The 13,793-nt window shown below is 64.0% G+C and carries 10 protein-coding genes and 1 pseudogene; all 11 read right to left on the reverse strand.

The window, feature by feature from the left end:
* Positions 1–1,054 precede the first annotated feature (1,054 nt).
* Positions 1,055–2,009 (reverse strand): annotated as a pseudogene (locus JWN03_RS25765) (transposase); the annotation flags it as partial.
* 74 nt (positions 2,010–2,083) lie between these two features.
* On the reverse strand, positions 2,084–3,487 hold the full coding sequence (locus tag JWN03_RS25770) for a class-II fumarase/aspartase family protein (protein WP_297620175.1): 1,404 nt from the start codon (positions 3,485–3,487) through the stop codon (positions 2,084–2,086).
* Entirely contained in the window at positions 3,474–5,495 is a 2,022-nt protein-coding gene (locus tag JWN03_RS25775; protein ID WP_297620178.1) for an FAD/NAD(P)-binding protein, read from the reverse strand. The genes JWN03_RS25770 and JWN03_RS25775 overlap by 14 nt, the downstream gene beginning before the upstream one ends.
* Before the next feature lie 38 nt (positions 5,496–5,533).
* Positions 5,534–5,752 (reverse strand): hypothetical protein, encoded by a 219-nt coding sequence (locus JWN03_RS25780; protein WP_297620181.1) that lies wholly within the window; start codon positions 5,750–5,752, stop codon positions 5,534–5,536.
* A 207-nt stretch (positions 5,753–5,959) separates the two neighbouring features.
* Complete coding sequence (locus JWN03_RS25785; protein WP_297620184.1) at positions 5,960–8,164, reverse strand: anthranilate synthase component I; 2,205 nt, start codon at positions 8,162–8,164, stop codon at positions 5,960–5,962.
* The gene (locus JWN03_RS25790; RefSeq protein WP_297620187.1) at positions 8,161–9,744 is read right to left on the reverse strand and encodes a class I adenylate-forming enzyme family protein; all 1,584 of its coding nucleotides are present in this window, start codon (positions 9,742–9,744) and stop codon (positions 8,161–8,163) included. Before JWN03_RS25790 ends, JWN03_RS25785 begins: the two co-directional genes overlap by 4 nt.
* Before the next feature lie 5 nt (positions 9,745–9,749).
* Positions 9,750–10,265 carry an acyl-CoA thioesterase gene (locus JWN03_RS25795; RefSeq protein ID WP_297620190.1) on the reverse strand — a complete coding sequence of 172 codons (516 nt, stop codon included), beginning with the start codon at positions 10,263–10,265 and terminating at the stop codon, positions 9,750–9,752.
* Positions 10,262–11,914 (reverse strand): AMP-binding protein, encoded by a 1,653-nt coding sequence (locus JWN03_RS25800; protein ID WP_297620193.1) that lies wholly within the window; start codon positions 11,912–11,914, stop codon positions 10,262–10,264. The genes JWN03_RS25795 and JWN03_RS25800 overlap by 4 nt, the downstream gene beginning before the upstream one ends.
* 7 nt (positions 11,915–11,921) lie before the next feature.
* Entirely contained in the window at positions 11,922–12,998 is a 1,077-nt protein-coding gene (aroF, locus tag JWN03_RS25805; RefSeq protein ID WP_297620196.1) for a 3-deoxy-7-phosphoheptulonate synthase, read from the reverse strand.
* Positions 12,999–13,012: 14 nt separating this feature from the next.
* Positions 13,013–13,336, reverse strand: a complete 324-nt coding sequence (locus JWN03_RS25810) for a hypothetical protein (protein WP_297620199.1) — start codon at positions 13,334–13,336, stop codon at positions 13,013–13,015.
* A gap of 42 nt (positions 13,337–13,378) precedes the next feature.
* A complete protein-coding gene (locus JWN03_RS25815) occupies positions 13,379–13,759 on the reverse strand; it encodes a hypothetical protein (RefSeq protein WP_297620202.1) in 381 nt (126 codons plus the stop codon).
* Positions 13,760–13,793 lie beyond the last annotated feature (34 nt).

The following is a 13,793-nucleotide window of genomic DNA, read 5'->3' on the forward strand; positions in this document are numbered from 1 at the left end:
CGCAGCAACACCAGCATGATGTCCATGGAGAGCCGGATGCGGGGAAACTCGCACGTCCGGTTCGGAGGGCGGTCCTGGGAAACGGACCCGAGGCAACTCGGACACCGCGCCCAGGGCCGACCCCTACGGGGAAGCAGTCCCGGACGTGCCGCAGCGTACCGCTACGTCCTATCTGCACAGGTCAGCGGAATATCAATCGTCCATGACGTCCGTCTGATCCCACGCGGTCCGCTGGGTTCCGCCCTGTCTTGATGCCAAAGTTGATGCCAAATCCCCGCAGGTGACCAGCGATTTCCCCGGCTGGGGTTGTCGGCCGACCACTGCGGTCTACGGCGGTGGCTGGCAGCAGCCACTTCTTCGGCATGGCCATTCCTCGGCCAATGTGCCGACGGCGACGATGGCTAGGGATTGCACCGGTTCGGCGCTATGCGGCACACCTGTGCCGCAGGAATCGGCATAACCCCGCCCCAGGTCCAGTTGTCGAGGGGTGCGGATCGTCTCGTCTGCACCTTCGGGACGCTGGGTCGGTCAACGGTCCGTCGTCTCACGAAATCGATGCGGTCGCTGGAGATCCGTGGCGTCGCACCCTCAGTCGTTGCCGTACTCGAGCTCGAGCCAATCCTCCAGGTCCTCGGGTCGACTTCGACGATGAATCCCTCCTCACCCAGTTCGGACTCAAGGGTCAGCTCGAATTTGTCGAATACGAGATGGCAAGTCGGACAGCTGAAGTAGTCCGGACTGACATCGATCTCGGCAATCGTTCCAGCGAAATGATCGCGCTCGTCAGCGCCGTATTGCGCCACCCGACGATCGACGATCGCTACCTGCAACCTGCCGATGTTCGAGCATGCCCGGCAGGCTGCCTGTGTGCTGTACTCCAGGAGTGGTGTCCAGTGCGGCCAAGCCTGCCACTTCGACTGTTCACTGCCACTTATTCGCCCTTCCCGGAATCGAGCCAGAGACAGCTTCGCGGCCTCGATTCATGTCCGTTGTCATCTGATGTGACGCAGGAGATGGGGCGTGTTTTTCAAGCTGAATGAGCCCAATGATTGTGTTATGCCGCTCGTGTATTGGCCTCCGGGGTCGTGGGTCGGTTGATCCAAACGGTGCCAAGTAGGTCGAGGATCTTCGGCGGTGTCGTGGTCGCGAAGCGGCGCGGGTGCCGGGCGCGGGCCTCGTCGAGCACCGCCTTGCGGTCGGCGGCTTTGCTGCCGGCGAGCCCGTAGTGGACATCGGCGGCGGTGTACAAGCCGATGCCAGTGTGGCGGTGTTCGTGGTTGCATCACCAGGCAAACGAGTCCATGAATTGTCGTGCCTGGGTGAGGGATCCGAAGCGAGCGGGGAATTCGGGACCGCATTTCAGGGTCTTGAACAGCGATTCAGAGTACGGGTTGTCATTCGATACTCGGGGTCGCGAATGCGAGCCGGTGACCCCAAGATCGGCGAGTAATGCGGCCACGGTCTTCGACGTTCTCGAGGTGCCCCAGTCGGCGTGAACGACCTGCGGGATGCCATGGACACCGAAGATCTCCAGCATCAATTCCGTTGCCCGAACACCGGATTCATGGGAATGGACATGAACCCCGACAAGGTAGCGGGAGTAAATATCGATCACAACGTAAGCGTCGAAATACTGGCCTTGACCGGGCCGGCGAGTTTGGTGATGTCCCAGGAATACACCTGCCGCAGAGCGGTCGCGACCAACTCCGGACACACCTTCGCTGGATACCGAGCCAACCGGCGTCGTTCACCGACCCGCCGATTTCGCGCAGCACCCGATAGATCGTGGACACCGAACGCAAGTAGATGCCCTCGTCGAGCAGCTGGGCATAGATCTGCAACGGCGCCAGATCCACGAACCGGGAACTATTGAGTACCTCCAAGGTTCGGCGTCGTTCCAGCACCGTGAGCTTGTTGGGCGGCGGCGCCACGCCTAGCGCGCACCGCGGAATCGATTTCACGATCGTCCGGGTCGGCGGACGCCGGGGATGGCGCACGAGTGCACAGCGGTGCTTCCGGTGTCGTACTGTGCCGGACGACCAAAAAATCGAATAAACGCCGATCAGCTCGCGGACCCGGCCGGTCACCTCCGACCCGGCTGGCGAGAGAGGACGAGGTCGATCAGGTCGGGGGCGAGGCCCAGGTAGGTTTCGGGGCGCAGTAGGTCGCGGATTTCGGCTGGGTCGAGGTGTGCTCGGATGGCCGGGTTTTCGGCGAGGACGTCCGCGAGGGGGCGGCCGGTGTCGTCGGCTTCGAACGCGGCGGCTTGCAGCATCTTCTTCGAGCGGACCCGGCCGAGCAGTGGGGTCAGGACGATCGACAGGCGCTCCGAAACCAGTTGGCCCGCACTGAGATCCAGGATGCGGCCCATGCGAGAGGGATCTGCCCGCAGGCCCGCGGACAGTTCGGCGGCGGTGTGGGCGCTGCCGCCGACCAGTAACAGGCATTCCCGCAGCGGATGCCATTCGGCGTGCCAGGCCCCGGCCGAGCGCTCGTCCTCGGCGAGCATGGCGCCGAACACCGTGGACGCCAGCGCCGGAACCTGCATCGATGCCGAGCGAATCAGCGTGGCCAGCACTGGATTCCGCTTCTGCGGCATGGCGGAGGATTCGCCGCGGCCCGCCGCCACCGGCTCGGACACTTCCATGAGCTCGGTGCGGGACTGCGTGATCACGTCGACGGCGAACTTGCCGAGCGCACCGGACGTCACCGCCAGCGCCGCCGCCAGGTCTGCGAGCGGGGTCCGGACGCCGTGCCAGGGCGCGGTGCCCTGGGCCAGCGACAGTTCGGCGGCCAGCTCCCCGGTCAGGCGGGCGTATATCTCGGCGGCGGGAGCCGTCGACAGCGCACCGCCGCTGCGGTGCGCGCATTCAACATAGGACGCGAACGTTCCTGCGGCACCACCGAATTGGATGGGCAGATGATGATCACGCACCTGGAGCAGCCGCTCGCGCGCGTCGAGCAGCCCGAGCACCCAGCTCGCGACCCGGGCCCCGAACGTGGTCGGCACGGCATGCATACCAAGGGTCCGCGCGGCCATCACAGTGTCGCGGTGCCGCTCGCCCAGCCCGGCCAGCGCGTCGATGCTCGCGTCGAGGTCGGCGATGATGGCCGTCAGCGCCCGCCGGGCGACCAGCATTGTGGCGGTGTCGAGAATGTCCTGACTTGTCGAACCCCAGTGGACATAGTCGGCCGCGACCGAATCAACCTCGGCCACCACACGCTGCAACTCCCCGACGAAGGCCACCACCGGATTCGCCGCGTCCCGCGATGCCCGGGCCAGCGTCCGGGCATCGAAGCGATGGGTCCCCACGGCCACGGTGATGCGCTCGGCTGTGGCCACCGGAATGATGCCCAGCCGCGCCTGCGCCCGGGCCAGCGCCAGCTCCACCTCGACCATGGCCTCAAGCCAGGCGTCATCGGACACCAGGGCTTCCATCGGCACGCCCGCGCGCACCGGCGCGAGCAGCCCCTCATCGACGACCATCGGCGTAGTCCTTTCGCTGGTGGCAGCCGCCCACCGTACAGTGCGCGGCAATGATCGAACGGGCGATGCCGTCGTTGTCGGACAGGGTCACCGAGTTCACTCCCGGCCGCGGCCCGGCGGCGGTCACCCAGTGCACGGCCTCGGTGGGCACGCCGACCGCGAAGCGGCGCGGGTGCGGGCGTCCGGCACTGTCGAGCACCGAGTGCGAGTCCCGGGCTACCTCAAGTCCGCCGGTCCGGTAGTGTGTGCCGTCCGGATTCGTCACCGCGAAGCCGCGGACCTTGTTGACCCGCAGCATATTACGCATCAATGTGTCGCCGGTGCCACGCAGGTCCGGTTCCGGCAGGCGCGCGTCGATGAGCACCTGTCCGGTGATGGCCGAGCCGTCGACCGCGGGCGAATCCGCCACGAAGCCCTCGTCTTCGGCGCGCACCCGCATCCCAGGCCCGATGATGCGCACCACGCCCGCCCGGATGAGCGCAGTTAGCTCCGCGATCCGGGTGGCGGGCGGACCGATGGACAGGAAGGCGTTCAACGGCGTGTACCACCCATCGAGGTCGTCGCGATACGACTCGCCAGTAATGCCACCGTGATCCACGATAAGCCGCACCTCGTTGCGCAGGTCCCGCAGCACGTCCAGGGCGGCCTTGACCGGGCCGCGCACATTGCCCAGCCGCGCATTGCGGACATCTGTGTCGAGGTAGTCGAGCAGCCAGTCGTGGAATTCGATGACGCCGCCGAATCGGCGGCCCTCGGTGGGATCGCCGAGGGCCCCCCAATTCCAGCGCTGCGCGGCGTCGATCCCGAATTCGGTGAGCAGTTCGGCGGCCGCGTGCTCGCTAGGCGCGTACAGGTAGCGGGTGCGGAACCCGCGCAGCTCGCGCGGACTGATCCGATCGGCGATCAGCAGCGCGTAGTAGACCGTCTCCACTTCCCGCGCCACCAGCGGCCAGACGTCGCGCCGGAACGAGACGTCACCGAAACGCTCTGCCCGGGTCCGAAATTCGGCAATGCAGGCCGGGTTGAGCAGGGTCGGCTCGTGCCGGTCGGCCACAGCCTTCTGATTCTCCCCCCGCGCGTGATGCGGGACGCCGCGCCGGCATCCGGCCACGATCAGTGGCTCCCGGCCGGAGCGCCGGTATTCCAGCCGTTCGTCGCCGGTCTCCTCGAACCGGCCACCGCGCCCGACCGTCAACAGCACCATGTGGTCGAAGAAGGTGAGACCGAGCCCGCGAATGATGACGGTCGACCGGTCCGGCACCCGATCGATATCGACATCGGCGGCATTGCCCGGCGCGATATGGATCGGCCCCGCCGCTGCGTGTGAAGCCGGCGGCCGTTGCGGCAGCACATGGCCCTGGGCGAGCACCACTGCGTGCAGGCCCACGATCCGTTCGCCCGTGCTCAGCGTCAGCGACTGCAGACCGGCGGGCTCATCCCGCAGATCCGTTGCCGTGGCAGTGATCTCGTGGACCCGCAGCCACGGCTGATACCGGTCGCGCAGGTGCTCGTACGCCCAGCGCAGGTAGTGCCCGTAGATGGCGCGGGTCGGATAGCCGTCGGGCGTAGTCCGGCACGCCTCCTCATACATGTCGGGCGACAGCTCGGCGAAGTTGCCGACCTTCGCCAGGAAGCTCGCCCACTCGTACAGGCTGGGCCCCGGCACCACAGGCCCCGCCATGGTCACACTGTCGTCGGTGAAGATGGTGACTTGGGCCGCAACGGTATTCATCAGCAGGTGCCGGGATTGCCCGGTGCGCCAGACCGCTCCGGTGCCGACCCGGGTCGAGTCGATCAGGTAGATCTCGGTGTCGGCGCGCTCGCCGTCGGCCACCAGGTTGGCGCAGAGACGCTCGAAGAAGCTCAGCCCGCGCGGACCTACACCGACCACCGCGATGCGCGCGGGACCCTCGGAGAGGCTGACGCACGGCTGTGGCAGACCGCGCAGCCCGTCCTCCGGGAGGTCCGGCAATCTCGGTTCGCGGAATTCTTGCTTGGACCTGGACACGATGTCCCCTTCATGAGATTCGCGACTGACGAACAGCGCTACACGGCAACCGATTCGGCGCGCGGCTCGACGGCGGGTGCAGCTTCCTCGCCGCGCACGTTCGCCGTGCGCAGCGTGGTGAGCGCACCGAGCGCCGCGATGATTGCGGCCACCAGCCGGGCACGTCGGAACCCGGCCGTCATGGCGTCAAGCGCCGGACTCATGTGCGCCAGTTCACCATTGATGCGGGAGATGTAGCGGGCCGTCAACACGGCCACCCGAGGGCGACGCCGCGAATGGTGCCTACGAAGTACGCGGACACCCGCTCACCTAACCACCGAGCCGTTGCAGTATTAGGCGATCACAAGCCCGGCATTCCGGCGACCTGTGTGGGACCCACCCGGTCATCGGGTCGAGATCGCAGAAGTTAGCAATGGCTGGACATACACCGCCACGAAAGTTGCGCCACGAGTTGCACTCCCGAGTCAGTGATTCGACATCGTCGCCTCGGGAGTAGTCCATCGGGCAAACGATCGCACAACGTTATCGAGGATGCGCTGCCCCATCGCGCCTGACGCGGTCATGATCGATTCGGGGTGGAATTGAACGCCCGCGAAAGGCAGACTGCGATGCTCGACCGCCATCACGATGCTGTCGTCCGTGACTGCGGTCACACGCAGTTCAGCCGGTGTGGAATCCTTCGAGGTGTAGAGCGAATGGTATCGACCCGCTTGGAAAGTGTCGGGCAGCCCGGACAATAGCTGGCTGTCTTTCGCAGTGCGGCATATCGCCGAAGGCACGCCGTGAACCGGTGTATCTAGTACCTCCAGCTGTCCGCCAAAGTACTCGATGAGTGCCTGCATGCCCAGGCAGACGCCGAACACCGGAATGCCGAGGCGCTGCGCGGCGGCGAGGGTGTCACCGATGTTGAAATCCGATGGGCGACCGGGTCCTGGGGAGAGCACGATCAGATCGGGTCGCCGATCGGCCAGGATCGGCAGATGTCCACCGGCACGGTAAGTGGTGACGTCGGCGCCGGTGCGCCTCAGATAGTCGGCGAGCGTGTGCACGAACGAGTCTCGATGATCGACCAGGAGAATTCTCAGTCCCTCTCCCGCGCGCGAGCATGCTGTCCTCGAATGCGATCGGACAGCACCGGGCTCATCGAAGATGCCCAGCAGTGCCTTTGCTTTCAGTTCGGTTTCAGCCTCCTCCGCGATCGGGTCCGATGCGCAAAGCAACGTCGCGCCTGCGCGGATGGTCGCCACCCCGTCATTGACATGGATAGTCCGCAATGTGAGAGTGGTGTCGAGGCCACCGTCGAATCCGATGTGCCCTGTCGCACCTCCATACCAGCGGCGAGGTGATCGTTCTACTCGCTCGATATATTGGGCCGCAGCGAGTTTCGGGGCGCCGGTAACAGTCACGGCCCACATGTGCGTCTGGAAGGCGTCGAGGGCGTCGCGGTCCGTGCGGAGTTCGCCTCGCACGTGATCGACTGTGTGGATCAGCTCGGAGTACATCTCGATCGTGCGCCGCCCGGTGACCTGAACAGTCCCGGGCTTGCACACTCGCGCCTTGTCGTTGCGATCGACGTCGGTACACATCGTGAGTTCACACTCATCTTTGCTGGAGTTCAGCAGCGTTCGGATCTGATCGGCGTCCTCTAGCGCGTCTCGCCCGCGAGCGATTGTCCCGCTGATGGGCGCGGATTCGACAACCAGCGTGTCGGAGATCTGGTCTCGACGAACGCTCACGAACATCTCAGGCGAGGCGCCTACCAGGTATTCACCGTCGCCCAGATTGGCGAAGAGGCTGTGCGGCGCGGGGTTTCGGGCGTAGAGCCGACGGAACAACTCGGCCGGGGTGTACAGGCAGCGCCGGTGAAATGCCTGTCCGGGAACGACTTCGAATAACTCCCCTGCGCGGAACTGCGGCATCGCCTGCCTGACCACCTCGGCATACTCGCCTGGCTTGTGGTCGCGGTCGGTTTGAGGATTGGCTGGGGTGAACGGACAGTCGGTGGTTGTTCGGGGCAATCCGACGGTCGTGCCGGTATCGGTGGTGAATTCGTAGCGGTACTCGACCGCTACATCTCGTGCGATATCGATCTCAACGATCGTGTCGGGCAAGTGTAGGACGAGGTCACGGTCACGGGAATCGCGTTCGCGCAGCACACCGATCGGCTCTGCATGAAACAGCAGGTCGTAGCCGAAAGCGCCGTACAGACCCAGCAGCGTGTCCTGCGGCGCGGCCATCACTGCGATGACTGCCCGGACCACGACGAAAACACCGACGTGACGAGTGCGATCCTCCTCGGGGAAGTCTCCGGCGGCGATACGGATCGGCACGCGAATCTCGGTGTCGGAACCCAATAAGGAGAAACCGGCGTCCGCCAGTGCGCGACGAAACACCGGAAGCAGAACCCGCCCCCGCGCGTTCAGCGCGACGATAGACATCTCGTGGGCTTGAACAGTGAATTCGATCGGCGGATCAGTGTATCCGAGCGCACGCTCCGATCCGCGATACCACAGCATGCCGCGCCGACGATCCAGAACGATTTCCAACTCCGACTGCGCGACGCCGGCTGGACCGGCCGATGCTGCGATTCGGTCGACACGGACTCCCGAGGCGGTCGTCCAGCTGTCGGCTGCATCAGATCGCGGTCTAGCACTCGTCGCCGAGGTCATCGGGCCGCCTTGGAAGAACGGAAGTCGTCTCGCATGTCGCGTTTGAGCGCCTTGCCCGTCACCCCGAGGTAGCCGCCCGACGACTGCACCATCAGTTTGTCGACGGTCGGCATCCCGGCATCCCGAAGAACGACGTTGACTCGGCTTCGTAGGACTTCCGAGTCGACGCCGTCGTGACGGACGTCGACCGTGAGGATGATCTCTCCCCGTGTTGTCCCGCGGCCGTCCGTGGCCTGGTCGTAAGTGGAGACGAGCGAACAATCGAAGATTTCGTCGATCTCGGCCATCACCAGTTCTTCGGCAAGCGCGCTGTAGGTCTCACCGTCGGAGTACACGATCTTGTCTGTCGTACGGTCGACGTGATAGCACAGGCCCCGGTCGTCCTGGAACGCGAGATCACCGGTCAACCAATATCCCGATAAGCGGTTCTTCTCGCTGCGCGAGGTGTCGTTCCAATATCCGGCGGTCATCGTCGGTGATTTCAGAGCGAGACGGCCGACCGTAAGTGGCGGTGCTGGTTTGTCATTGTCGCCCAATACACGGACGTCCACCCACTCGAAGGGCTTTCCGATGCAGCGCCCGTACCGATCAGTCCCGGGGGCATGGACGTTTCGGAACATCGCGAACCCGAATTCGGAGGAACCAAAGTTGTCGATGAACAGCGAACCCGAGGCAGTCATACCGTCGCGACCGGTATAGGTGCCGTGGCGGATCAACTCTCGAATGTGTGTCTCGTGGTTGGCGTCGCCTGTGCTCATCCAACGTGCGACCGAGGATAGGTCGTAGCGGTCTAGATCCAGTCTGCACAGGTCGACGAACGCCCGAGGGAACGCCGCGACCAGAGCGGGACGGAACTCGGCGATGCCAGCTGCCAGAGTTCGCGGCGTGCGGTCGGTGACGAGCCTGATGGTGGCACCGCGGACGACCGCCGACATCACCACCGAGATCGCTGAACCGTGGCTTTGCGGCAAGGCAGACAAAATCCGCTTCCCCAGCTCAGCGGTTCGTTGCCGATACACGCCGTAGTAGAAGCCGCCGTGGTTGAACTGAACCGCCTTCGGCACGCCGGTCGTGCCCGAAGTGTGTGCGATCAAGACCGGGTCGTTCAGGGCGTGTTCGTAGGGGGTGAAGTCGTCACCGGCTCCGTCGTATGGCTCGCTGAGATGTTTGACGGCGCCGACGCTGTCCACATCGTGGTCCACGTCGGTGACGAAGTGTGTAACTCCGACTTTCTCGAATATCTTCGTCGCGACGGCCGGATCGAGATAACTGTTGATGAAGACCGGGATCGCCCCCAGCTTCGTCAAGGCCGCGAAATTCACCAGATATCGTGCGCCCTCGCTGACGAAGATGCCTACCGGGTCCTTGGCTCGGACACCTGCGCGATGGAATCCCGCCGCGATACCGGTGGCCAGAGTGTCGAGTTCGGGCAGCGTGAATCGATGGTACTCACGTCCGTCCGGTCCGTGATAGCCGTGGTCGAGCTCGATGCGGCAGGTCGCGGAAATCTGAGGATGAGTGGCAGCCACGGCCAGTAGATTGCCGGCGCCGACGCGGTCCGGCGCGAAGAAGTCAGACATGGTTCTTAAGCCTCGTGATCGAGAGATGTAATGGTTCCGAAGGTCTTTGGGACAGCTGTGACGCCGCGTGAGCGGTCAGCGGTGGGGTCGAACCGGCGCATCGCTGCTCGGATGTCAGCGGGGATGGCGATCGATCCTGGCGTGTCAAGCGAGATGCACACGAGTACAACGCAGATGCTCAGTCGCTCCGAGCGACGGTCTGGCCCGGTTATCCTGAAATGCAACCGAAAAGACGATCGCCCGATGTCCTCCAAGCACAGTTCAAAGTGAATCGCGTCACCGAATCGGCTGGCCGCCGTGAAATTGCACTCCAGCCGCACCGCCGGTATTCCGATGCGCCGCACCATGAATAGCGCCGGGTAGTCCACATCTAATCCGATGGTGAACCACTCCTGCAGCACTTCATTCATCAGTACCAGATAGTTCGGATAGAAAACTATTCCCGCGGGGTCGCAGTGATGGAATTGGATGTCCTTCGACCGGCGGAACACTCCCTCAGGTCTAGCATCGGCCTCGGTCACCGGGTGTTCTCCGCATCAACAGAAAGCTTGGATCGCTGGAGTTTCCCGGAATCCGTGCGCGGCAACGATCTTCGGAAGCTGACATGGCGTGGATACTTGTATGGTGCCAGCCCAGCCTTAGCGAAGTGCTGGAGATCCTCGGCTAGGACCACGTCCGCTGTCCACCCCGCCGCCGGCACCACATACGCGGCGACGATCTGCCCGCGGACCGGATCCGGCAAGGCAGCGACACCACATTCGTAGACGCCGGGGTGTGTAAGCAGCAACTCCTCGATCTCAACCGGGGAGATGTTGTAGCCGGCCGACACGATCATGTCGTCGTATCGTCCGACATGGTGGTACGAGCCGGATTCGTCGATCCAGCCGGTATCGCCGGTCACGTTCCATCCGTCGACCACGTACGCACGCTGCCGGGCCTCGTCTGCCAGGTACCGGCACCCTGTCGGGCCTTTGACCGCCAGTCGTCCGACCGTGCCGGTCGAGACAGGCGATCCTTTGTCGTCCAGAACAGTGATGCGATATCCAGGCACGGCGCCACCGATTGCTCCGGGCGATGAGACGGTCGTGCCAGGGGGATTCGCGACGAAGATATGCAGGAGCTCAGTGGACCCGAGCCCATCGAGGAGTTCGAGTCCCGTCCGCTCGCGCCATCGCTGTCGTGTCGCGTCCGGCAGTGGTTCGCCCGCCGAAACGCAGATGCGTAGTGCAGGAAACGATTCCGAGGTTTCCGTAGCGATCTTGCGGTAGGCGGTCGGAGCAGTGAAGCAGATCGTCGCGCCATACTCCTCGATGCCGCGAGACAGGGCCTCCGGCGACGCCCGATCCAACAAGACTGTCGAAGCGCCTGCGGTCAGGGGAAACAGCAACAGGCCGCCGAGCCCGAAGGTGAATGCGAGCGGCGGCGATCCGATGAAGCGGTCCGTATCGTTCGCTCGCAGAATCGAACTCGGGAAGGTATTGCAGATCGCCAGGATGTCACGGTGGGTGTGCACCGTGGCTTTGGCTGGACCGGTCGTACCGGAGGTGAAGGCGATCAGGCACGGATCACCGGACCATGTGTCGACCGCCTCGAAGGTCGACCGCTTCATCGAGGCAGCCCGGGCCAGTTCCCCGCCCCAGGGTGCGTCATAGGACATCACTGTGATCGCGGGTCCGCTGGTCGGCAATGCGGTCACCAGGTCGGCCTCGAGCCCCTGTTCATAGAGCACATGGGTGATCTGGGCCTTGTCGATGATGTGCCGTAGTTCCTTAGCTCGCAGCAGCGGCATCGTGGGAACGACCACACCACCGGCCTTCACAACGGCAAGCCAGATCGCGGCGAAAGCCGGTGTGTTCCAACCTCGGACGAGCACCCGGTTGCCGGACGTCATCCCTAGGTCTTCGGCGAGCACCTGCGCCACTTGGTTGATAACGATGTCCAAATCGTGGTAACTCCACTGGAAGCTACCCGGCGCAAGGATCGCGAGCCCCTCCGCGCGGTCGGAGGATGCGCCGCCGAGTACGTCGGACACGCAGTTCAACCTGGGCGGGACGGCGAATTCTGCTTGATTGAGCAGTAGTTCGGGCCACGCGTCTGGTGGCGGTAGGTTGTCGAGCACGAAGCGGTCGAGGTGCGCGGATTCCGAGTATGCCGAAGCGATGCTTGTCATAGAGCCATCACCTCGGGATCGGCTGTTCGTCCAGGCCGTGGGCAGCGACGATCGGCTCTCCCACGGAGAAGGACCGGCCGACCCCGCTGACCACCCCGCCTAGAGCTTTCATCAGTTCGTCGAACTCGCCGGCAAGTAGTGCCTGCTCCGCGTCACATTGCGCACTGGTGGGGTCGGTATGCACGTCCACGATCAATCCGTCGGCACCGACGGCGGCGGCAGCCAGAGCCATCGGCAGGACGAGTTCTCGTCTGCCGACACTGTGACTCGGATCGACGATCACGGGGAGGTGCGTCCGCCGCTTCAGGACGGCGACTGCAGCCAGATCGAGCGTGAACCGGGTGGCATGCTCAAAGGAGCGGATGCCGCGCTCGCAGAGCACGACGTCCGGATTTCCTTCTTGGAGAACATATTCTGCGGCACCGAGCCATTCGTCGATGGTGCAGCCAAAGCCACGCTTCAGCAGGACGGGCACTTCAGCCCGGCCCAGCTCTGCGAGCAAGGTGTAGTTCTGCGCGTTCCTCGCCCCCACCTGGAACATATCGACCTTGTCGATCATCTCGTCGAGATCCCGCACATCTACGATCTCCGAAACTACGGGCAGCCCGAATTCCCGGCCGACCTGGGCCAGCAGCTCGACGCCGGGGCGATGCAAACCCTGGAACGAGTACGGTGACGTACGCGGCTTGTAGGCGCCTCCGCGCAGTATCGTCCCACCTGACTCCTTCACCGCGGCCGCCGATGCCTTCAACTGTGCCAGCGACTCCACGGCGCACGGGCCGGCCGCCACCACGAACTCCGGTCCGCCAAGCGAGACCGTCCCGGCGATCGTCACGATGGAGCCGGTTCCGGCCACGGACATCTCGGCGAGTGGGCTACCTCCGACAGGAACGAGTACCCGCGCGGATCGTGACACCGCTTCGACTCTGTCGGCAATCGATCGATCCGTATGGGGAACAATCAACACTTCCGCGGAACCGATCCATAGAGCACGGATATCAGAGATGCCCTCTGCCTCCAATTCAGCGCGAATTAGCACACTATCCTTTTGTGCTCGCACGCCATCCAGGACAATGAGTATCATTGCTCTTTCCCCCTTCAAAGGATTTTGGATCCCGCGATGCTTCCAATCGCGCAGACCCCGATCATCGCCGAAAATACGGCAGCCACGGCCGCGGCCGACCAGTACAGAGACAGCACTCCAGTTCCGACAATCGGCGCCGCAAGGCCTGAGCAGGCCACCGCGAGATAGCTGGAACCGACCTGCCCAAGCCGATCGGCAGGAGATTTCGAAACGACGATTGTCAGACGGGAACGGAATCCGAGTCCAGCTCCAGCCCCTCCGACAACTGCCGCCATGACAAACACCACCGTCGAGCTGAAGTGAAGCGCCCACACGAGAAATACGACGCCGATTGGCATGAATATTGCACCGAATATCAATCCAGTGCGGACCGATCGCATTCAAGCCGATACAACCTGCGAGGCCGCTGCAGTACCGAAGGCGGCGAATACAACCGCGCTAGTAAGCACACGATCATGAATATCCAATTCTCGTGTCATGAATTGCCCAGCCAAAGCGCCGAACAGACCCAATGACGCAAACGCCGCAAGTGCCACGCTGATGAAACCTTGTCGCATGCCCGCGGGAACACCGAACCACTGCGGCCGCAAAACAGGCCGGGTCATGGCCGCCGTCTCCATCGTCTCGGGCCCACGCCACATTGACAAGGCGTCGGAGGCGGCCTCCACCACGCCGTTACGGCGCGCCCGGGCCATCTCGGTCGCGGCGGCGAATTGTCGCACCTGATCCGGCCGGTCCGGTGCAGACAGGCAAACCGCCATTGACGGTCACCGGCGTCTTCGAGGTCGGTGGGGT

This window comes from Nocardia sp. (assembly GCF_025465275.1).
Taxonomy (GTDB): domain Bacteria; phylum Actinomycetota; class Actinomycetes; order Mycobacteriales; family Mycobacteriaceae; genus Nocardia.

Bases quoted from the DNA above. Each gene is read 5' to 3' on its own strand.
- aroF (WP_297620196.1), bottom strand. From the start codon at position 12,998: ATGATACTCATTGTCCTGGATGGCGTGCGAGCACAAAAGGATAGTGTG.
- JWN03_RS25815 (WP_297620202.1), bottom strand. From the start codon at position 13,759: ATGGCGGTTTGCCTGTCTGCACCGGACCGGCCGGATCAGGTGCGACAA.
- JWN03_RS25770 (WP_297620175.1), bottom strand. From the start codon at position 3,487: ATGGTCGTCGATGAGGGGCTGCTCGCGCCGGTGCGCGCGGGCGTGCCG.
- JWN03_RS25785 (WP_297620184.1), bottom strand. From the start codon at position 8,164: ATGACCTCGGCGACGAGTGCTAGACCGCGATCTGATGCAGCCGACAGC.
- JWN03_RS25790 (WP_297620187.1), bottom strand. From the start codon at position 9,744: ATGTCTGACTTCTTCGCGCCGGACCGCGTCGGCGCCGGCAATCTACTG.
- JWN03_RS25810 (WP_297620199.1), bottom strand. From the start codon at position 13,336: ATGCCAATCGGCGTCGTATTTCTCGTGTGGGCGCTTCACTTCAGCTCG.
- JWN03_RS25800 (WP_297620193.1), bottom strand. From the start codon at position 11,914: ATGACAAGCATCGCTTCGGCATACTCGGAATCCGCGCACCTCGACCGC.